Origin of the sequence: Streptomyces sp. XH2, assembly GCF_049725035.1 — a bacterium.
Classification (GTDB): domain Bacteria; phylum Actinomycetota; class Actinomycetes; order Streptomycetales; family Streptomycetaceae; genus Streptomyces; species Streptomyces roseoverticillatus.
On record NZ_JBMMMZ010000002.1, the window covers coordinates 60,729 to 81,679 of the forward strand.

Consider the following 20,951-nt stretch of genomic DNA (forward strand, 5'->3'; position numbering starts at 1 on the left):
ACCGTGCGCCCCACCGACCGATCAGCCGACCGATCAGCCGGCCGCCCCGCCGAGGGAGCCGCTCCGGCCGCTCCTCCGCCCCCCGACCAGGCCACCGCCCGCCCGCGCACCTCCGCCGGCATCTGGGACGACGGCCTCATCGCCCGCCGCGCCCGCCCCGGCCGACCCCCGCGCGCGGGCGGCCCCGAGGCGCGCACCGCACCCCCACCGCGCCCGGAGACCGCCCCGCGCCCCCCGTCCGCGCCCGCGCCGCACCCCGGCGCCGCCGTCCTCCGGCCGCGCCTGGACGCCCTGCGGGAGCTCGTCGGGCTGTCCCGGGCCCGCCTGGACCGGCGGACGCTCGCCGAGGCGGGACGCGTCCTGGACGAGGCCGTCGCCCGGCAGCGGCACCCCCTCGACCTCACCGTCGTGGCCATCGCCGGGGCGTCCGGCAGCGGCAAGTCCACCCTCTTCAACGCGCTCGCCCGGGCCCAGCTCTCGGAGGCGGGCGTCCGCCGCCCCACCACCGCCGCGCCCGTGGCCTGCGTGTGGACGGAGGAGCCCGAGCGCGCGGACGGCGTCCTCGACCGGCTCGGCATCCCCGCCCGCTCCCGACGGCAGCCGGTCCGCCCGTACGACCCGGCCCTCAACGGGCTCGTCCTGCTCGACCTGCCCGACCACGACTCGGCCAGCCCCGGCCACCGCGAACAGGTCGACCGGCTCCTCGGGCTCGTCGACGCGGTGATCTGGGTGGTGGACCCGGAGAAGTACGCGGACGCCGTCCTCCACGAGCGCTACCTGCGGCCCCTCGCGGGCTACGCCGAGGTCTCGTTCATCGTCCTCAACCAGACCGACCGGCTGAGCATGGACGCGGCCGACCAGGTCCTCGACGACCTGCGGCGGCTCCTGGACGACGACGGCATCGCGCTCGGCGAGCACGGCGAACCGGGCGCCGAGGTGCTGGCCCTGTCGGCCCTCACCGGCGACGGCGTCGGGGAACTCCGCGAGAGCCTCGGCCGGTTCACGGCCTCGCGGGGCGCCGCGCTGCGTCGGCTGACGGCCGACGTCGACGGGGTCTCGGCGCGGCTGCGCAGCGCGTACGTGGCGGACGGGCGGCCCGGGCTGACGGAGTCGGCCCGGCACGAGTTCGAGGACCGGCTGGCCGAGGCGGTGGGCGCCCAGGCGGCCGGGCTCGCGGCGGAACGCGCCTGGCTCCGGGACGCCGGACGGGCGTGCGGGACGCCGTGGACGCGGGCGCACCGGTGGTACGTACGGGGGCGCGCCCGGCGGAAGTCGACGGGTGCGACGAGCAGTGCGGCTGCGATCGCGGAGGCAGTGGCGATGGCAGAGGCAGCAGCGATTGCCGGGATGATCGCGGGGCCGCCGCGCACGCCCGAGGCTGCAACGGCCGGGACGGCTGCAACGGCCAGGACGGCTGGAGCCGTAGGGGCGTCGGGAGTCGTAGGGGCGGCTGGATCCGTAGGGGCGGGTGCGGCTCTGGAGACTGCCACAGCCCTGGGGTCTGCTGCGGCCCTGGAGACGGGTGCGGCCCTTGGCGCGGGTGCGCCCTCCTCTCCCTCCTCTCCCTGCCGCGCCGTCTCCCGCCCGCTCGTGGAGCAGGCCGTACGGGCCCTGGCCTACGAGGCGTCCACGGGGCTTCCCGACCCCTGGGCGCTGGCCGTGCGCGAGGCGGCGCGACGCGGGGCCGAGGGCCTCGCGGAGGCCCTTGACGCGGCCTCCGCCGCCGCTGCCGCCGCGATGGCCGCGGCGGGGCCGGGCCGCGCGGGGATGTGGCGCACCGGGGCGCGCCGGGCGAGCGCCTGGTGCACGAGCGTGGGGCGCCAGGCCGGGTCTCCGGAGGCCGGAGGCCGCACCGCAGGGCGCACCGGCGAGCCTGCCGGGGGCCGCTCGGGCGGGTGGATCATCGGCGGCCGGCGGGCCCGCGCGGGCGGCCCGGCCCGGCCGGTCCGGCCCGGCTGGTGGGCCGTGGCGGCCGCCGTGCAGTGGGTGCTGTCGGCGCTGCAGGTGCTCACCGCGGCGTGGCTGCTGGGGCTGCTGACCGGCGTCTGGGGCGGTGAGTGGTGGATCCCCGCGCTGCTGTTGACGGGCGCCGTCGCGAGCGGCCCGGCCCTGGCCTGGTGCTGCCGGGCGATGGCGCGGGGCCCGGCTCGCCGCTACGGGCTGGAGACGGAGCGGCGGCTGCGGAACGCCGCCGCGGGCTGCGGGCGGGAGCGGGTGCTGGAGCCCGTCGCCGCGGAACTGCTGCGGTATCAGGAAGTCCGCGCCCAGTACGTGATCGCGGCTGGGGAGGCGTGATCCGGGGAGGCGTGATCCGGAGAGGCGGGACCCGGGGAGGCCTGATCCGGACGGGCTGATCCCGAGAGGCGTGCCCCGCGGAGGCCTGATCCGGACGAGCGTGATCCGGAGAGGCTGCCCCGCGGAGGCCTGATCTGGGGAAGCCTGATCCGGAGGGGCCTGATCCGGAGAGCCCTGGGGGTGACGGGGTTATCCCCATCCCGCTCGTCGTCCACAGGCCTCAGCAGGATCCCGCCGTCGCCGACACCATGGCTTCACGAAGCAGTCGCCGAACGGGGAAAACAGGGGGATCCGCATGAACGAGACGCTGGTGACGGTCGTGGGAAACGTCGCGACGGAGCCGGAATTCAGGGAGGCGGCGAGCGGCGCGGCATCCTCGCGGTTCCGCTTGGCGGCGTCGGTGCGCCGCTGGGACCGGGCCAAGGAGGAGTGGGCGGACGCGTACACGAGCTTCTACACCGTGTGGGCGTGGCGCGCCCTCGGGGCCAACGTCGCGGCGTCGCTCGGCGTGGGGGAACCGGTCGTGGTCCAGGGCAAGTTGCGCATCCGTGAAGAGGAGCGCGAGGGAAAGCGGTGGCTGTCGGCGGACATTGACGCGGTGTCGATCGGCCACGACCTGAGCCGCGGGACGTCGGTGTTCCGCAGGGTGTCGCAGGCGAGGCCGCTGCCGGGGGATCCGGTCCGGATGGCGGTCGTCCCGGCGGTGGTCCCGGCGGCCCAGACGGAGCCGTCCGCTCCGGCCGTTCCGGATCGGGAGGCCGCGGTCGCCGGAACCGAGGTGCCGCCCTTCTGAAACACCCGGTTTGTCCCGGCGATTTATCGATATTGCCGGGTCGGGCCGAGGTCCGCTGGTAACGATTCCGATTCGGATCGATTGAGCGGCCCCCCGCGTGGGGATGGCGCCGCGCCCGCTCCTTAAGATCACGTTCACAGCAACGTGCAACGGGGGGCCGCGGCGACGTGTCAACGGCTGCGAGCGACAGCGTGCAACGGGGGCTTCTGAGTCTTGAGTTCGGTGGCGAGGCGCGCCGATCTGATCTGCGTTCGCCCGGAAGGAAGTCGATGATTTCTGTCAGGAGGCGGGGAGCCGCCCGCCTTGCCGCAGCCTGCCTGGCAGCAGGGCTCGCCGCGGTGGGCACGATAGCCGTGGCGGGCCCCGCCGTCGCGGACGACGCGCCGCAGAACGCGGGAGGCGTCACCGCCACGCTCGGCGGCATCACCGCGGGCTCGGGCGTCGTGGTGCACGACCGGCGCCGGACGGCCGAGATCCCTGCGGGCCTGTTCGAGATGAAGGTCGACGGCGGCGGCTCGCTGCAGACGTACTGCGTCGACATCCTCACCAACACCGTGGACGGCGCCCGCTACCGCGAGGTCGGCGCGGCCGAGTCGTCCCTGCACGCCAACAAGGACGCGGGGAAGATCCGCTGGATCCTGCAGCACTCCTACCCGCAGGTGAACGACCTCGCCGCGCTCGCCAAGGACGCCGGCTCGGGCACGCTGGACGCGAACACCGCCGCCGCCGGCACCCAGGTCGCCATCTGGCGGTATTCGGACGCCGCCAAGGTCGAGGCCAAGGACCCCGCGGCCGCCAAGCTCGCCGACTACCTCTACAAGACCGCGAAGGACGTCGAGGAGCCCGAGGCGTCGCTGACCCTCAGCCCGTCGGCGCTCTCCGGCAAGCCGGGCCGCAAGCTCGGCCCGGTCACGGTGCGCACCACGGCGAGCAGTGTCACCCTCACCCCTTCGGGTGATGCGGTGGCCCGGGGCGTGAAGATCGTCGACAAGGACGGCAAGCCGGTCGCCGCCACCGGCAACGGCGGCGAGTTCTACGTGGACGTCCCGGCGGGCGCCCCCGACGGCTCCATGTCGCTGAAGGCCTCGGGCGCCGCCAAGGTCCCGGTCGGCCGCGTCTTCGTCGGCGATCACACCACCACCCAGACGCAGATCCTGGCCGGCTCCAGCGAGAGCACCGTCTCCGCGGGCGCCACCGCGCACTGGACGGCCAAGGGCGCGGCCCCGGCCCTGTCCGCCCGCAAGAACTGCGCCAAGGGCGGTGTCGACGTCACCGCCGACAACCAGGGCGACGCCCCCTTCACCTACGAGCTGGCCGGCCGGACGCACACCGTCGCTCCCGGCCGCTCCGAGACCACGCTGGTGAAGGTCGGCGAGGACCGGGCCTACCGGTTCACGATCACGGGACCGGGCGGGCTGTCCAGGACCTTCTCCGGGATCATGGACTGCGCGACCTTCGCCGCCACCGCGGCCGCGCCCCCCGCGGAGGGTGCCGCAGGATCCGGCCACGAGGACCGAGCGGGTTCCGGCACCGCGGCCGCCGGGGACGGCGGCACCAAGGCCACCCTGGCCTCCCGTATGAGCCCGGCGTCGACGGGCGGCGGCAGTGGCAAGGCCGCCGTCAGGGCCGACGGTGACCTCGCCGCGACCGGGGGCAGCAACACCACGCCCACGATCGCCGGGATAGCGATCGCCCTGATCGTCGTGGGCAGCGGTGCGGTCTACCTGCTGCGCAGGGAGCGCGCCTCCGCCGGGGAGTGAGCCGCCGGGGAGTGAGCCGGCGGGCCCCGGCGCGCGGTCCGCGGGGCGGGGCCCGGCGCCCCGCCCGGGGCGCCGGGAAGGCCGCAAAAGCCCTCCGGCGGCCCCCCGGCGGCCCCCTCCGGCGGCCCGCGAGCGGGCCGCGCCCGAATCGGGTTTCCGCCCCGGGCGTCCGGTGCGGCAAGATGGGTGTATCTGCCCTCACGCGGCGGAGCCGCACATTGGCCCTTCTCGATTGCCGGACGGTTTCTCTTGGCTGAGTACATCTACACCATGCGCAAGACGCGCAAGGCGCACGGCGACAAGGTCATCCTCGATGACGTGACGCTGAGCTTCCTGCCCGGTGCGAAGATCGGTGTGGTCGGCCCCAACGGTGCCGGTAAGTCCACCGTCCTCAAGATCATGGCGGGTCTGGAGCAGCCGTCCAACGGCGACGCGTTCCTGTCGCCGGGCTACAGCGTCGGCATCCTGATGCAGGAGCCGAAGCTGGACGAGTCCAAGACCGTCCTGGAGAACGTCGAGGACGGCGTCGCGGAGGTCAAGGGCAAGCTCAACCGCTTCAACGAGATCGCCGAGCTCATGGCGACCGACTACTCGGACGCCCTGCTCGACGAGATGGGCAAGCTCCAGGAGGAGCTCGACCACGCCAACGCCTGGGACCTCGACGCCCAGCTCGAGCAGGCCATGGACGCCCTGGGCTGCCCGCCCGCCGACTGGCCGGTCGTCAACCTCTCCGGTGGTGAGAAGCGCCGCGTCGCCCTCTGCAAGCTGCTGCTGGAGGCCCCCGACCTGCTGCTCCTCGACGAGCCCACCAACCACCTCGACGCCGAGTCGGTGAACTGGCTGGAGCAGCACCTGGCCAAGTACGCCGGCACCGTCGTGGCGATCACCCACGACCGGTACTTCCTGGACAACGTCGCCGAGTGGATCCTGGAGCTCGACCGCGGCCGCGCCCACCCCTACGAGGGCAACTACTCCACCTACCTGGAGAACAAGGCCGCCCGTCTGAAGGTCGAGGGCCAGAAGGACGCCAAGCGCCAGAAGCGCCTCAAGGAAGAGCTGGAGTGGGTCCGCTCCAACGCCAAGGGCCGCCAGGCCAAGTCCAAGGCGCGCCTCGCCCGTTACGAGGAGATGGCCGCCGAGGCCGACAAGATGCGGAAGCTGGACTTCGAGGAGATCCAGATCCCGCCGGGCCCGCGCCTGGGCAACATCGTCGTCGAGGTCAACAACCTCTCCAAGGCCTTCGGCGAGAAGGTCCTCATCGACGACCTGTCCTTCACCCTGCCGCGCAACGGCATCGTGGGCGTCATCGGCCCGAACGGCGCCGGCAAGACCACGCTGTTCAAGATGATCCAGGGCCTGGAGACCCCGGACTCCGGCGAGATCAAGGTCGGCGAGACCGTCAAGATCTCGTACGTCGACCAGAGCCGCGCCAACATCGACCCCAAGAAGACGCTGTGGGCCGTCGTCTCCGACGAGCTGGACTACATCAACGTCGGCCACGTCGAGATGCCCTCCCGCGCCTACGTCTCCGCGTTCGGCTTCAAGGGCCCGGACCAGCAGAAGCCGGCCGGCGTGCTCTCCGGTGGTGAGCGCAACCGCCTCAACCTGGCGCTGACCCTCAAGCAGGGCGGCAACCTGCTCCTCCTCGACGAGCCCACCAACGACCTCGACGTCGAGACCCTCTCCTCGCTGGAGAACGCCCTGCTCGACTTCCCGGGCGCCGCTGTGGTCGTCTCCCACGACCGCTGGTTCCTGGACCGGGTGGCCACGCACATCCTGGCCTACGAGGGCGACTCCAAGTGGTTCTGGTTCGAGGGCAACTTCGAGTCCTACGAGAAGAACAAGATCGAGCGCCTCGGCCCGGACGCGGCCCGTCCGCACCGCGCCACCTACAAGAAGCTCACCCGGGGCTGACCATGGCGCGTCACCTCTACTCCTGCCCCCTGCGCTGGTCCGACATGGACGCCTTCGGCCATGTCAACAACGCGGTCTTCATCCGCTACCTCGAAGAGGCACGGATCGACTTCATGTTCCGGCTGGCGCCGGGGGAGGGGAGCGAGTCGTTCCAGGGCGGGTCCGTCGTGGCCCGGCACGAGATCGACTATCTGCGCCCCCTGGTCCACCGGCACGCGCCGGTGACCGTGGAGACCTGGGTGACCAAGGTGGGTGCCGCGTCCCTGACCGTCGCCTACGAGGTCAAGGACGAGGACCGGGTGTACGTGCGGGCCAGCACCGTCGTCGTCCCGTTCGACTTCGAGGCGGGCCGGCCGCGCCGGATCACCGACGAGGAGCGCATGTTCCTGGAGGAGTTCCGGGACGACGCCGCGGAGGAGGCCGTCGCCGCATGACGGGGCTCCAGCCTCCGCCCGGGCACCGGCTGCGGTTCGCCGACGCCGGGGAGGCGGCCGACCTGGTCGCCTTCCTGGCCCGGCTGATCCACTACGACCGGGCCGCCGTCGTCCGGCTGCAGGCCGGCGACGGCGTCCTCGGCGTCTTCGGCCGCCCGCCGTCCTTCGAGGTGCTCGCGGTGCGCACGGCCCGGCTGGCCCGCGGCGGGACGTTCGACGTCACCGTCTCGGCCGGGCAGCTCGCCGACGCCCTGGACGCGGCGCCCGCCGCGCCCTCCGGCGAGCTGGAGATCACCGTCCCCGACGCCGTCACCGGCCCGCCCTGGGCCGGTGTGCTGCCACCCCGCGGCGGCTGGCGGCGCGTGCCGGGGCTGCCCGGCCAGGAGGCCCTGCGGGGCGCGGTCGGAGCTGCGGTCGCGGAGTTCCGCGCCCGCGACGAAGAGCTGCCCGAGCACCGGCGCACGCGGGTCGAGCGCGACCGCATCGGCCGCGAGATCTGGTCCCGCACGCTCGGTGACACGGAGCTGCCGCTGCGCGCGGTGCATGCCGCGCAGTCGCTGGGCTTCCTGCGGCCCGTACGGGCCGTGGCGACCGCCGCGGCACGAGGCGGCGCGGGCACGGCGTTCGCGCCGGAAGAGCCGGTGGTGCTGTTCGCGGCGTCCGGATGGCTGCGCCTGAGCACGCCCTACGGCTCGGTCGCCGTACGGACAGGTGGGGTCCCGGGGCTGACGGTCACCCCTGCCTGACCGGGCCGTAACCGGGGGCTCCGCCCCCGGGCCCCTGACGTATGAGCTTTACGAGCCGGTGTTCACCATCGACGCCGCCGCGTACGTCAGGTAGTTCCACAGCTGCTTCTCCAGCTCCGGAGCGAGCTGCAGCTCGTCCACCGCGTCGCGCATGTGCCGCAGCCAGGCGTCGTGCGCGGCCCGGTCCACGGTGAAGGGCGCGTGGCGCATCCGCAGCCGCGGGTGGCCCCGGTTCTCGCTGTAGGTCCGCGGCCCGCCCCAGTACTGCATGAGGAAGAGCACCAGCCGCTCCTCGGCCGGGCCGAGGTCCTCTTCCGGGTACATCGGCCGCAGCAGCGGATCGGCGGCCACGCCCTCGTAGAAGCGGCGGACCAGGCGCCGGAAGGTCTCCTCGCCGCCGACCTGCTCGTAGAAGGTCTGCTCCTGAAGGGTGCCGCGCGGAATCTCCATCACCCCTCCATGGTCTCAGACGGACCGGCCGAGGACGGGGGACGTAGGTCCTTCGGTCCTTCGGCCCGACCGGCGGCCCCGGCGCACGACCGGCGGCCCCGGCGCACAGTGGACTCATGGGCGATACGCACCTGAAGCGGGATGCCGAGCTCTCCTCCGCGCTGCGGGCCGAGCTCGTCGAGGGGCTGCGGGCGGCCGGTGAGCTCACCGACCCCCGGTGGCGGCGCGCCTTCGCCGACGTGCCCCGGGAGCTGTTCGTCCCCGCCTACCACGTCGGAGTCGTCGGCGGCTACCAGCGCTTCTCCGGCGACGACCCCGACCCCCTGCGCCACGAGAGCTGGCTGGTCGGCGCCTACGCGGACGAGCCGCTCGCCACGCACCTCCGGGACGGGGAGCTGATCTCCTCCAGCAGCCAGCCCTCCCTGATGGCGAAGATGCTCGCCGCCCTGAACGTCCAGGACGGCCACACCGTGCTGGAGATCGGCACGGGCACCGGCTACAACGCGGCCCTGCTCTCCCACCGCCTCGGCGACGACAAGGTCACCACCGTCGACCTCGCCCCGGAGATCACCGGGCCCGCCCGCGCCCACCTCGCCGAGGCCGGCTTCCACCCGGAGGTCGTCACGGGCGACGGCGCGTTCGGCTGCCCGTGGCGCGCCCCCTTCGACCGGATCCTCGCCACCTGCGCGATCAGCCGGGTGCCCCCTGCCTGGCTCGCCCAGACCCGCCCCGACGGGCTGGTCCTCGCCCCGCTCGCCACCGGCCTGATCGCCCTGCGGGTCAGGAGCGCCACCCACGCCGAGGGCCGCTTCCTGCGCACCCCTGCCTACTTCGTCCCGCTGCGCGGCGCCGCCCCCGCGCCCGTGCCGCGCGTACGGGGCCTGCCCTTCCGGCTGCTGCAGAGCGACCGCTTCCGCTTCCTGCTGGCGCTGACCGCGGGCGTGCTGGACCCGGGCGACGCCCACCGGCTGTGGCGCGGCACGGGCCGCCCGGGCCGCGAGCGCTACGGCGTCTCCGTCGCGGGCGACGCCCAGTGGGCCTGGCTGGACCACCCGGACGGGCTGTACCGGTGGCCGCTGGGCGCCGCGGGCCCGCGCGGGGCCGGCGTCAGCCCCGGCGCAGCGTGATCGTCGTCCACGCCCCCACGTGCACCCGGTCGCCGTCCTGCAGCGGCACCGGCACGTAGGGCTGGATCGGCGTCTCCGAGCCGTTGATCGTCGTGCCGTTGGTGGAGTCCTGGTCGACGACCGCCCACGTGCCGTCCGGCTGCTGCACGAACATCGCGTGCTGGTGCGAGACGCCCGGGTCCTCCGGCGGGCGCGACAGGTCGATGTCGGGGGACTCACCCGTGCTGTGCCGCTTCCGGCCGACCGTGACCTGCGGCCCGCTCAGCTGCAGCTGCAGCTCGGGGGAGTACGCGGGCAGGTTGAGCGCGGCGGCCTCGGGGCCGCTGCGGTTCATCATCGCCGTGAAGTACTCGCGGTCGGGCGCCACGACGGCCGTCCACGCGGCCGGCGCCTGCTGCTGCGCGCCCTGCTGGCCCGGCACGCCGCCCGTCGCCCCGTGCTCGTAGCCGTACGGGGGCGCGGGCTGCGCCGGGGGCGTGGTCGGCGGTGGCAGCATCCAGTCGCCGTCGGGGCCGTCGGCGTAGGCCGGCGAATCGCTGTACGGGGAGTCCGCGTAGGGGGACTCGCCGTACGCCGGGTCCGCGTAGGGCGAGGCCGGGTGCGTCTCCGGAGTGAGCGGCTCGGCAGGGCGGTTGATGCGCGACGGGCGCGAGCCGTAGTACTCGTACGACTGCGGCGGCTGGGTGTGCTGCGGCGGGGGCGGCGGCGCCGACTGCAGTCCCTGCGGGGTCGGCGGCGGGGGCGGCCCGAAGCCTGTGGCGCCCGTCCGCGTCAGGAAGTTGTAGCGGCACTCCTCGCAGAAGGGCGCCTGCGCCTCGCGGGGCGTACGGCAGTGCGGGCACAGCTCCGCCTGCACGGTCGTGTCCCCCGTGTGCTCGGGACGCGCGCTCCCGGTGTGCGGCCCGTAGCCGTAGCCGGGGGCGCCCTGCGGGCCGCTCGGGGGCGGCAGGGGCGCGCCCGTGGGCGGGGCGGGGGGCGGCGGCGGGACGGCCCCGCCGGCTCCCGTGGCCCCGGAGGGGACGGGCCGGTCGGGCGCCCCCGACATGCGGTGGCCGCACACCTCGCACCAGTCCTCGGCCGTCGACTGGTGGCCGTTCGGGCAGGTCGGCATGTCGGTTGATCCCCCTCGTGTGCCGTTCGTTGCGGTTGTCGCCGGTCCGCGTTGCCCGGGCCCGGCGCTACTTCTTCACCCGTACGGTTTTCGTCGAGCGCGTTTCGAGGGTCATCTGCGCCTCCGCGGTGACCTTCGCCTTCAGCCGCACAGTACCCGTCGCGGCGTCCACCACGTCCACCACCTTGGCGAGGAGTTTGGCCGTGTCCTCGTTGCCGGAGCGGTTCGCCAGCTGGACGGCGCGGCCGAGCTTGGCCGTGGCGCCGTCCAGGTCGCCGGAGCGGCGCAGGTCCAGGCCCTCCTGGATGTACCGGGCGAGCTCGGCCTGGCCGGTGTAGTGGGCGACCTGCGCGTTGATGGAGGTCGACGCGGACAGGTCGTCCGTCCAGATCGCCCGCACCAGGCCCTGGGCGAGCACGCGCGGTGAGGACCCGTCAGGCGTGGGCAGCACCAGCGAGACCCGGGCGGCGAGCATCTCCTCGCCCACCGCGGCGGCCGGCACCCGGACGCACAGGTGGTAGTCGCGCGACTCGTCGCCCCACGAGCCGGTCGGGTAGTCGCCGATGCGCGGGCCCGCGTCGACGCGCCGCTCGGTGAGCGTCTCCAGCGCGGGCGCCACCTGCTTGAGGAACTTCACCTCGGCGCCCTGCGGCGTCCACAGGCGCAGGGCGACGTCCGCGACCTCCTTGCCCATCGCGGTCTCCATCATCCGCGTGAAGTCGGCGGCCAGCCCGGCCGGGTCGGCGACGATGTCGGCGGTGCCCAGCAGCGCCGAGGCGATCGCGGTGACCTCCTTGACCTCCCAGTCGGTGCCCACGCCGCGGGCGTCGCAGGTGAAGCGGCCCGCGCAGTGCTTCAGGGAGGCGCGCAGCGCGTCGGGCTCCTCGTGCTCGTTGCGGCCGTCGGTGAGCAGGATGCCGTGCCGTATCGGCGCCTCGGACGTCTCCAGGAGCCGGCCGGCCAGGCGCAGCCAGGTGCCGATCGCCGTGCCGCCGCCCGGAGTCAGCTTGCGCAGGGCCTCCTTGGCCTGCTGCCGGGTGGTGGCGTCGGCCGGTGCGAGCCGTCCGCCGCCGGGGTAGGCCTCCTTCGCCTGGTGGGTGCCGGCCACCACGGCGAAGGCCACGCCGTCGCGCAGGGTGTCGATGGCGGCGGCCGTGGCGGCGCGGGCGTTGCGCATCTTGGTCGGCGGGTAGTCCATCGAGCCCGAGCAGTCGACCATGACGACCACGGCCGCGTCCGGCCCCGCGGGCTGCAGGCCGTACGACGCCGGGGACGGGTGGGGCACGGCGGACACGAGGGGCATCGTCGCGGTGGTCCCTCCGCCCGTGGCGGTGACGGTGACGATCGCGTCGACCTCGCGTCCGCCCTCGGGCAGATGGGCGTTCTGGTACACGTCGACCGTGAACCGGTGTGCGCCGCTCTTGGAGAAATTGGCCATCTGATCCGCTCCTCGGTACTCCGTCCGTGCCGGGGCACGAGGGGGCGGGCCGGCGCGCGGTGCCACGCGGGCACCGGCGTTGCATCCCCCCTGCGACCGCCCCGGCCTCAGGCCGATCCTGCCCCCTCGGGAGCCAGGGGGAACGGCAGTACGGCCACTGTTACGTTGTCGTGGCCCCCTCCGTCCAGGGCGTGGGCCAGCAGTTGCCGGGCGCACTCCAGCGGCCGGGTCCGGGCGTCGGGCGGGGTGACCTCGGCCATCAGCTCGGCGGACTCGGCGTAGTTCCACAGCCCGTCCGTGCAGACGATGACCACGCCCTTGCGGTCGGGGTGGAAGGACGCGGTGTGCGGCTCGACCTCGTAGGCGTCCGCGCCCAGCCAGCCGGTGATGGCGTGGGCCCGCTCGTCCGCGTACGCCTCGGCCTCCGACAGCAGGCCCGCCGCCACCATCTGGGCGGCCCAGGAGTCGTCCTCGGTGAGCCGGGCGGGCTGGGTGGAACGGTCCTCCGGCACCCAGTAGGCGCGGCTGTCGCCGACCCAGCCGACGGTGAGCAGCTCGCCCGTGACGACGGCCGTCACGATCGTGCAGGCGGGGGCGTTCTCGTGGCGGTGCGGGTCGTGCTGCAGCGGGCCGCGCGCGGGCGCGGCCAGCGCGTTGACGGCCTCGGCCGCCCGCATGATCGCGTCGTGGGTGGCCTCCCGCGGGTCCTCGCCCCGCGGCAGGGCCGTGACCAGCAGCTCCCGCGCGGCCGCGCAGGCCGCCGCCGACGCCTCGTCGGGGCGGGTCGCGGACGACACGCCGTCACTGACGACGGCGACGGTGGCCGGGGCCCCGTCGGCGAGGGCGATGGCGGACACGGCGTACGCGTCCTCGTTCCGGTGGTGGCGCAGTCCGCGGTCGCTGACCGCCGCGACGCCTGGCAACTCGTGCTCCATGTGATCCCGTTCGCGCGGCTGTGCATGCCCGCAGTGTTCGCAGTACCCGTCCTTGTCGATCATGCCGGATCGGCACGACCCGCAGCTCCGCCCGGTCCTGCCCGCGCCCGGGCGGACCGTGCCCGGCCCGGGCGGCGCCCCGGGGGCCGCGTGGCCGGCCTGCGGAGGGACCCCCAGCACAGCGCCGGTGCGCGGGTCGGGCGCGGCGGGCCCGGCCGACGCGTCGGCGCCCGGCGGCCAGGCGGGCCGGTGCGGGCCGTCGCCCGGGGGCGCGGGAGGCGCGAGGGGAGCCCGCACGGCCGTACGGGCGCCGGGGTCGGGCAGCGCGAGCCGGTAGTCGGCCGGGCCCTCGTCGAGGAGGGCCGGCGGCGGCACCGCCGACAGGTCGGCGCCGCAGCCGCCGCAGAAGTTGTCGGCCGGGTCCAGCGGCTCGCGGCAGGCGGGGCACGCCGTCAGCTGTGAGGGGCGCGGCACTTGCGACATCGATCACACCCATGTCCTGGGGCGGAAGCGGTTGGCCCGCTCCACCAGTTCGATCCGTTCCTCGCCGCGCTGGGCCAGCCGCGCGAGCACGCGGTACGAGCGCTCCAGCCCGAAGCGCAGCTCGCGCTCGTCCAGCCCGCGGCCCAGCAGGGCGCCCGGGCGGGCCGCCCGCGGGCCGCCGCCCGCGCCGGGGGAGCCCGACAGCACCCAGTCCAGGGCGCTGCCCAGCACCTCCGCGGAGAGCCGCTCGCGGCGCACGGCGTCCAGCCCGAAGTCCGCGAGCCGCTCGACCTGGCCCGCGGCGGCCACCAGGTCGTCCAGCAGCGGCTCCTGCGGCGAGCGCCGCCGCAGCCGGGCCCGCACCGCGGCGACGCGCGCCGCGGTGTAGTGGATGGACGCCTCCGGCACGGACTCCAGGGCGCGCACCGCGCCCGGGCGGTCCCCGCCGGCGAGCCGCACCCGCGCCAGCCCGAAGGCGGCGCTGACGTAGCTCGGGTCGGTCGCCCACACCAGCCGGTAGTACTCGGCGGCGTTGTCCAGCTGCCCGAGGACCTCCGCGCACACGCCGAGCGCCAGCTTCGGGGCGGGTTCGCCCGGGAAGGCGTCGTAGACCGCATCGAAGGACAGCGCCGCCGTCTCCTTGTCGCCGCGGACCAGTGCGTGGAGCCCGCGGTACCAGACGATCCGCCAGTCGCCCGGATGGGCGGCTTCCAGGCTCTCCAGAGCGTGGGACGCCTGCGCCTCCTCGCCCAGTTCCAGCTGGGCGCGGATCCGCCGCAGCCGCAGCTCCGGCGACTCGGCCGGCGCGGTCCGCAGCGCGGCGTACAGCTCGGCGGGCTGCGAGGCGATCAGGCCCGCGAGGAAGCCCGCGTTGGGGTCGCCGGGGTCGACGAGCGGCACGGGCAGGGCGAGCGCGGCGGCGCGGGTGTCCAGCGCGGCGACGGGGGCGGTGGGGGGAGACGGAGCAGGAGAGGGGGGCGCGCCCCCGAGGGCCGGCCGGGCCGCCGCCCCGGACGGCACTGCTCTGCGGCCCGCCGGCACCCGCCCGCCCAGCGCCGACACCTCCTCCCCGTCGGCCTCCGCGAACAGCCGGGTGTCCACCACCCGCAGCTCCGGCCCGAACAGCGTGGACAGCGCCGGCCGCGGCCGGCCCGTCTCCAGCGCGACGACCTCCCGCAGCACCCCCGTCAGCTGGTCGGCCATCTCCGCGGCGGACGCGAACCGCCGCGCCGCATCCGGGTCCGTGGCGCGCACGAGCAGCCGGTAGAAGGACTCGTAGCGGGCGAACACCTCGATGTGGTCCGGGTCGGGCAGGCGGTCCGCGAAGACGTTCGTGTAGCCCTGGAAGTCGAAGGTGAGCACGGCGAGCGTACGGGCGACCGTGTACAGGTCGGAGGCGACCGACGGGCCCACCTCCGCGACCTCGGGGGCCTGGTAGCCCACCGTGCCGTAGATCGCGCTGTCCTGGTCGTCCATCCGCCGGACCGCGCCCATGTCGATCAGCTTGAGCTGGTCCTGCTGCTGGATGGCGTTGTCCACCTTGAAGTCGCAGTACAGCAGGTTGCGGCTGTGCAGGTGGCCGAGCGCCTCCAGCGCCTCGATGCCGTACGCGCAGGCCTGCGCGACCGGCAGCGGATCGCGCCGGCCGTCCGGCGTCCGCCGCGCGTTGGCGATCTCCTTCAGCGACCTGCCGCCGACGTACTCCATGACGATGTAGCCGTCGAGGCTGCCGGTGCGCTGGTCGAGGTGCTCGACGAAGTTGTAGATGCGGACGATGTTGGCGTGCTCGATCTCGGCGAGGAAGCGCCGCTCGGAGACCGCCACCGCCAGGGCGTCCTCGTCGCCGGTGTCCAGCAGGCCCTTGAGCACCACCCAGCGGTCGGACACGGCTCGGTCGATGGCCAGGTAGATCCAGCCGAGCCCGCCGTGCGCGAGGCAGCCCGCCACCTCGTACTGCCCGTGCACCACGTCGCCCGCGCGCAGCTTGGGCACGAAGGAGTACGGGTGGCCGCACTTCGTGCAGAAGCCCTCCGTGCGGCCGGGCCGGTCGCCGCGCGCCCGCCCCACCGGCGCCCCGCAGTCGCCGCGGCTGCAGAAGCGCTTCCGCTCGGGGACCTCCGGGTTCTCCAGCACGGCCGTCCGCGGATCCGGACGCGGCACCTCCGGAACCTTGACCAGCCCGGCCCCCAGCTTGCCGCGGCCCGATCCCGCGGGCACCGAGCCGGAGCTGCGCACCGACACCGCCCGCGACGACGAGGGAGACGAGCCCTCGGAGCCCGGCCGGGAGCGCGACAGCCGCCCCGAGACCGAGCGGCGCGACGACGCCGAGCGCGCCGACCCGGAGCGCGACGACGAGCCCCGCGAGCCCGATCCCCCGCTGCCGCTGTCCTTCGAGGACGCGCTCGCCGCGCCTCCCGTGACCCCTGTGGCCGGCGAGCCCACCGACCCGTTCGGCGACACGACAGGCGCCAGCCCGCACGTGTCGCAGTACAGCTCGCCGCCGCCGACGTCCTCGTACGAACCGGCACACCCCGGCCGCTGACACGCCCCGCTCACGACTCCCCCCTCCGGCCCGTGGCCCGCTCCCCGGCACCCGTCGCCGCCAGCGCCTCGGCCAGCGCCTGCTGATAGCGCAGCACCGCCCCTTCGGCGGCGACCAGATCGCACGGCGCACTCCACAGCATGCGCCGCGCCGCGTCGTAGCGCTCGACGAGCAGCGAGTCCTCCGCGAGCCCGTGCCGGGCGGTCTTCGCCTTGTACGCGTCCAGGCGGCCGCGCAGCTCCGCCCGGACCGCCAGCGGGGCCGTCACCGCCGTCAGCGACTCGCGGGCGCGCAGCAGCTCCTCCTCCGCGCGCTGCTCCAGCCCCTCCAGGAGCGGCGACAGCCGGTGCCAGCGCGCGTGCCTGCGGTGGTCGGCGGCGGCCGTCAGCTGCTCGTAGAGGGCCGTGGGCGGGCCCGACACGGCCGGCACCACGGAGGCGGCGATCTTCGACAGGACCTCGGCGCGCGCCTGACGGGCCTCGTTCAGCGTGCGGTCCGCGCGCGAGAGGACGTCGCGCACGCGCATCAGCCGCTGCTCGGCGTCCTGCCGGACGTCGAGGACGGCCTCGACCTCCCGGCGCACGTCCTCCAGGGCCCGCGCGGCCCGGTCGTAGCGCGTGGTGTCGGGGCGGCCGCCGCCCGGCGCAGAGCTGGGCGAGGCGCCGGCCCAGAAGGCCAGGGGATCCCCTATCACCTCGGCGCGCAGCGCGGTCAGTTCCCGCGTGATCTGCTCCAGGTCGTCGCCGGAGGGGTGCTCGCCGGGCCGCACGCCCACCGAGTGGGCGAGGGAGCGGGTGCGCCGCAGCTCGGCGGCGAGCAGGTCGATGCGGGCGGGCAGCGCGGACCAGACGGCGTCGGCGATGACGACGACGTCGAGGGCCTGGGCGTACCAGCCGTTCATCCGGTCCAGCAGCTCCTGCAGGCTCAGCCGCTCGCTGAGCCGGGCGGTCAGCCCCGGCACCCCCGCCGTCAGGCCCGCGGCGCCGGACGCGGCCGTGCCGTGGGCGGCCAGGGTGATGCCGGAGCCGCGCAGCAGTTCGGTGAGCTCGGACAGCTCGCCCTGGGTGGGCCAGCGGCGGCGGGCGCGCAGCTCGCGGGCGGTGGTCAGGGCGGCCGTGTAGGCGTCGAAGTACGCCCACAGCTGCCCGATGAGGGCCTCGGCGGCCGCCCAGCGGCTCCTGGTCTCGCCGGTGAGCTCCGCCCCCTCCAGCAGGCGCCGCCCCGCGTGGTCCTGGAGGGCGAGCAGCGAGGACTCCACGGCCTCGTGCTCCGCGCCGAGCCTGGCCAGCGCGCGGTCCGCCTCCTCGCGGGTCAGGGCCGGCCCGGTGGGCTCCGCGACCGCCATCGATCCCCTCTCTCCTGTCCGCCGCCCGCGCCGCGGGCCGGTCCGTTACGGCTGTGCTCCCCGTCCCGCCGTCAGTCCCGGTACTTGGGCATCGGCGGGCCGGTGATCCCCTTCAGGTCGCTGGCGAGCCACCGCTCGTACGCCTTCATCCAGAGGCTTGCGGCGCCGCCGCCGCGGTAGTCCTCCAGCACCTTGTTGACCCGGCGTACCAGGTCCGTGTCCGCGAGGTTCATCGCCACGCCGTACGGTTCGGTGGTGAACGGCTTTCCGACGAGCTGCACGGACGGGTCCTGGGCCGCCTGGCCGGCCGCCAGCGCCCTGTCGTTGACCACCGCGTCGACCTCGCCGAGCTGGAGCCGCACCAGGCAGTCCAGATGGTTGGGGACGGTCAGCAGGGACGAACCGTGCGGTTCCTCCCGGACCTTGAGCTCGGCCGTGGACCCCTCCGCCGTACAGACCTTCTTCCCCTTCAGCGAGTCGTCGAACGCCGTCACCGGTGACCCCTTGGGGACCATGACCTGCTGCCCGGACTCGAAGTAGGCGGTGGAGAACGCCACTTGCCTGATCCGGTCGCAGGTGATGGTCATCGTGCGGGCGACGATGTCCACCTTGCCCGTTTGCAGGGCGGGTATGCGCCGGCTCGTGGGGATCGCGAGAAAGGTGACCTTCTCCGGGTCGCCGAGGATGTCCTTGGCGACCGCCCGCACGAGGTCGATGTCGAAGCCGCTCAGCTCGCCGTCGGCGGGGTTGCGGTAGCCCCAGCGGTAGCTGTTCTGGTCGACGCCCGCGATGAGCCGGCCGCGGGCCTTGATGCGCTGCACGGCGGGGCCGTCGGTGCCGCCCGCGGGCCGCAGGCTCGCCTCGGGGTCGGTGCACTGCGCGGGGGCGGCGGCGGCCTCCGGGCCGGGTGCGGGTGCGGGTGCGGGTGCGGCGTGCGCGGCGGACGAGGAACGCCCCGGCCCGCCCCGGGCCGGCCCCTGGCCGGCGGGCAGCACGGCCGTGGCCACCGCGGCGAGGGCGCACGCGGCGGCGGCCACGGCCGCGGGCCGGGACCCCATGCGCAGCCGCCGTGCCGTACGGGTCTCTCCCACGGTCTCCCCCTCCTCCCGCAGCACCGGCCTCACCGGTACTCCGACAGCCTGCGCCCGACGCCGGCCACGGCGCCCGCCGCGCCGAGGACGGACAGCACGGACGCTCCGGCGGCCAGGCCCGAGAACGCGCCGCGCCCGTCGTCGGCCGCCTGCCGGAACTCGTCCTGCTCGTAGCCCAGCGCGCGCTCCAGTTCGGTGTCCACGCGGTCGAAGGACGCGCCGGTGCTGTCCTTGTCGCCGATCACCTTCTGCAGGGCGTCCTTGTAGTCGCCGCGGTCGTCGGCGAGCGCCCGCACCTCGCCGTGGCGCTGCTGCCACGTGCGGACGTCCTTGATCGCGGCGTCGACCGGCGCGCGGCCCTCGGCGTCGTCGGCGAGGGCGAGGGCGCGGTCCAGCAGGCTGCCCTCGCGGGCCGGGCCCCGGTCGCCGCCGATGAGCCGGCCCATGCCGGCGCGGTAGTTGCTCTCGTACTGGTCGTCGCCGTCCTTCGTGAGCACGGCGCCGCGGGCGACCATCGTGAGGTTCTCGTCGCCGCGGGCCTGGAGCGAGCCGATCCGGGCCTCGGTCAGCGCCTGCAGGGACCGCGCGCCGTGGGCGTAGGAGCTCTCCAGGCCGGAGCGGGCCACGGCGTGGCCGGCGACCAGCCACAGCAGGACGACGGCGGTGGCCGCGGTGGCCGCCAGCAGGCCGTGGTTGAAGACCCGGTTGGTGCGCAGGTAGTTGCGCCGCTGGGCCCAGGCCAGCGTGCCGAGCGCGACGACGCCGAGGGCCAGGGCGGCCCACGGCCAGGACTCCGCGTCGTCGTAGTCCGAGCCGAGGCGGCCCGTCTCGGCCTCGTACAGGCCGCGGGCGGCGGGCAGCAGCTCCTCGCGCATCCGGTCGCCCGCGTAGCGCAGGTAGGCGCCGCCGAGCGGCAGGCCCTGGCGGTTGTTGGCGCGGGCGGCCTCCACGAGGCCGGTGTAGCGCGGCAGTCCTTCGTTGAGGGCGGCGATCCGGCTGCGGGCCGCGCCCGAGGCCTCGCCGGCGGCCGCGGCCTTCACGAGCAGCCGCGAGGCGAGCGCGATGTCCTTCTCGTAGCGCTGCCGGACCGCGCGCGGCTCCTGGCCGCCGGCGAGGAAGCCGCTCGCGGCCGTGGTGTCGGCGTCCGCGAGCGAGCGGTAGATGGCGGCCGCGTCGGCGCTCAGCGGCTGGCTGGTGTCCACGACGGCGTCGGCCGCCGCGGATCTGGACGCGACCTGCCAGGCGGTGACCGCCCCGAACGCCACGAGGACCAGGGCCAGGACGGCGCCGATGGCGCGCAGCCGGCCGGGCTCGGTGACGGCCGCGGCCCGCACGCGGTCGAGCGCCTCGCGCCACGCCGGGACGGCGCTGCGGCCGGGCGCCTCCGGCTTTCCCCCCGCCGGCTGCGGCTGTGACACGTGACCTCCCCCTCGGTCGCTGAGGGCGGCCCGTCTCCCGGATCGCGGGGAACAGGTGCCCGGCCAGCAGTATGGCCGCAAGAACCGGCAAACACACCGGTGCCGGACCGATCATGTGTGCGGTCGCGCTCTTCACCGGGGCCCGTGGCGGCCCTCGCTCCCCATCACGCCCGCCGGCCCGGTGCGGTTCCCCGCACCGGGCCGGACGCGCGTGCGCGTGTGGTGTGCCGTGCCTTACGCGTATGTGTAGTACGCGCTGTGGTCGAGCATCTGGGCCGGGGTGACGTTGTTCCACGGACGCATGGTGTCGTTGAGGTCGACGACGTTCGCGGTGCCGGCGGCCGGCAGGTAGGCCGAGGAGGGGTGCATGCGCTGCCAGTCGGACCACAGCTTGTCGATGTGGGCGTGGTGCAGCCAGAAGACCGGGTCGTTGGGGGAGACGCCGGTGGCCATCTGGCCGCCCATCCACACGTGGACGTTGTTGTGGACGCGGCCCGCGCCGCGCCAGCCCTCCAGGTAGTTGCGGAAGCTGCCCTCCGAGGCGCTGTTCCACGGGGCCGTGTCGTAGACCGGCATGGCGAGGACGGCGTCCACCTGGGCGCGCGTGGGCAGCGTGCCCGCGGCGCCCATCTCGCGCTGCAGGAAGGGACGGTTGTCCACGCTGACGTTGATGTTCCACTTGCCCGTGGAGTAGGCGAAGGGGCCGGTGGTGACCTGCGCGTCACGGCTGCGGCCGTTGCCGCCCATGAAGTCGGCGCCGAAGATCGAGGCGTTGGCCGTGCGGTCGGCGGTCCAGTCCCAGTAGGGGAGCGTGACCGAGGAGTCGACCTTCTGCAGCTCCTGCTCGAACTGGATCAGGAAGCGGCGGTGCCAGGGCAGGAAGGAGGGGGAGCGGTGGCCGACGCGGTCGCTGTCGTCGCGGTCGCTCATGATGAACTCGTTGTGCGTTCTGACGAAGCCGTCGTAGACGCCGGTGCGCTTGAGCTCCAGCACGGCGTTGACGAAGTTGCGCTTCTCGGTGGCGGTCAGGTTCGCCTGGTTCTTGCGCACTGCCATGGGGTTCGTGTCC

At 74.8% G+C, this 20,951-nt stretch carries 16 protein-coding genes; 7 read left to right on the forward strand and 9 right to left on the reverse strand.

From position 1 onward, the window contains the following. The first annotated feature begins 3 nt into the window (after positions 1-3). The 6 genes from ACOTKD_RS03865 to ACOTKD_RS03890 all read left to right on the forward strand — a co-directional run bounded on the left by ACOTKD_RS03865 (position 4) and on the right by ACOTKD_RS03890 (position 7,942). Positions 4-2,295: a GTPase gene (locus ACOTKD_RS03865; RefSeq protein ID WP_424887439.1), complete on the forward strand. Its 2,292-nt coding sequence runs from the start codon at positions 4-6 to the stop codon at positions 2,293-2,295. 295 nt (positions 2,296-2,590) lie between these two features. Continuing rightward, positions 2,591-3,088: a single-stranded DNA-binding protein gene (locus tag ACOTKD_RS03870; RefSeq protein WP_424887440.1), complete on the forward strand. Its 498-nt coding sequence runs from the start codon at positions 2,591-2,593 to the stop codon at positions 3,086-3,088. Between the two features lie 269 nt (positions 3,089-3,357). After that, positions 3,358-4,848 (forward strand): Cys-Gln thioester bond-forming surface protein, encoded by a 1,491-nt coding sequence (locus ACOTKD_RS03875; RefSeq protein WP_424887441.1) that lies wholly within the window; start codon positions 3,358-3,360, stop codon positions 4,846-4,848. Positions 4,849-5,097: 249 nt separating this feature from the next. Beyond that, positions 5,098-6,762: an energy-dependent translational throttle protein EttA gene (ettA, locus tag ACOTKD_RS03880; RefSeq protein ID WP_424887442.1), complete on the forward strand. Its 1,665-nt coding sequence runs from the start codon at positions 5,098-5,100 to the stop codon at positions 6,760-6,762. Positions 6,763-6,764: 2 nt separating this feature from the next. Then, positions 6,765-7,196 carry an acyl-CoA thioesterase gene (locus ACOTKD_RS03885; protein WP_424887443.1) on the forward strand — a complete coding sequence of 144 codons (432 nt, stop codon included), beginning with the start codon at positions 6,765-6,767 and terminating at the stop codon, positions 7,194-7,196. Further along, the gene (locus ACOTKD_RS03890; RefSeq protein WP_424887444.1) at positions 7,193-7,942 is read left to right on the forward strand and encodes a hypothetical protein; all 750 of its coding nucleotides are present in this window, start codon (positions 7,193-7,195) and stop codon (positions 7,940-7,942) included. The genes ACOTKD_RS03885 and ACOTKD_RS03890 overlap by 4 nt, the downstream gene beginning before the upstream one ends. A 48-nt stretch (positions 7,943-7,990) precedes the next feature. Here ACOTKD_RS03890 and ACOTKD_RS03895 read toward each other — a convergent pair whose 3' ends face one another. Beyond that, the gene (locus tag ACOTKD_RS03895; RefSeq protein WP_424887445.1) at positions 7,991-8,395 is read right to left on the reverse strand and encodes a globin; all 405 of its coding nucleotides are present in this window, start codon (positions 8,393-8,395) and stop codon (positions 7,991-7,993) included. 113 nt (positions 8,396-8,508) lie between these two features. Here ACOTKD_RS03895 and ACOTKD_RS03900 point away from each other — a divergent pair, with 113 nt between their 5' ends. After that, entirely contained in the window at positions 8,509-9,519 is a 1,011-nt protein-coding gene (locus ACOTKD_RS03900; RefSeq protein WP_424887446.1) for a methyltransferase domain-containing protein, read from the forward strand. Here ACOTKD_RS03900 and ACOTKD_RS03905 read toward each other — a convergent pair. The 8 genes from ACOTKD_RS03905 to melC2 form a co-directional block, all read right to left on the reverse strand. Then, positions 9,500-10,630: an FHA domain-containing protein gene (locus ACOTKD_RS03905; RefSeq protein ID WP_424887447.1), complete on the reverse strand. Its 1,131-nt coding sequence runs from the start codon at positions 10,628-10,630 to the stop codon at positions 9,500-9,502. The genes ACOTKD_RS03900 and ACOTKD_RS03905 overlap by 20 nt on opposite strands. A gap of 67 nt (positions 10,631-10,697) precedes the next feature. After that, entirely contained in the window at positions 10,698-12,068 is a 1,371-nt protein-coding gene (locus ACOTKD_RS03910) for a vWA domain-containing protein (RefSeq protein WP_424887448.1), read from the reverse strand. A gap of 107 nt (positions 12,069-12,175) precedes the next feature. Continuing rightward, on the reverse strand, positions 12,176-13,486 hold the full coding sequence (locus ACOTKD_RS03915) for a protein phosphatase 2C domain-containing protein (protein ID WP_424887449.1): 1,311 nt from the start codon (positions 13,484-13,486) through the stop codon (positions 12,176-12,178). 3 nt (positions 13,487-13,489) lie between these two features. Then, on the reverse strand, positions 13,490-16,042 hold the full coding sequence (locus tag ACOTKD_RS03920) for a tetratricopeptide repeat protein (protein WP_424887450.1): 2,553 nt from the start codon (positions 16,040-16,042) through the stop codon (positions 13,490-13,492). Continuing rightward, positions 16,039-17,373 (reverse strand): hypothetical protein, encoded by a 1,335-nt coding sequence (locus ACOTKD_RS03925; RefSeq protein ID WP_424887451.1) that lies wholly within the window; start codon positions 17,371-17,373, stop codon positions 16,039-16,041. Before ACOTKD_RS03925 ends, ACOTKD_RS03920 begins: the two co-directional genes overlap by 4 nt. A gap of 71 nt (positions 17,374-17,444) precedes the next feature. After that, the gene (locus ACOTKD_RS03930; protein ID WP_424887965.1) at positions 17,445-18,431 is read right to left on the reverse strand and encodes a glutamate ABC transporter substrate-binding protein; all 987 of its coding nucleotides are present in this window, start codon (positions 18,429-18,431) and stop codon (positions 17,445-17,447) included. 62 nt (positions 18,432-18,493) lie between these two features. After that, complete coding sequence (locus ACOTKD_RS03935; RefSeq protein ID WP_424887452.1) at positions 18,494-19,882, reverse strand: hypothetical protein; 1,389 nt, start codon at positions 19,880-19,882, stop codon at positions 18,494-18,496. A gap of 234 nt (positions 19,883-20,116) precedes the next feature. Next, positions 20,117-20,938: a tyrosinase MelC2 gene (gene melC2, locus ACOTKD_RS03940; protein WP_424887453.1), complete on the reverse strand. Its 822-nt coding sequence runs from the start codon at positions 20,936-20,938 to the stop codon at positions 20,117-20,119. Positions 20,939-20,951 lie beyond the last annotated feature (13 nt).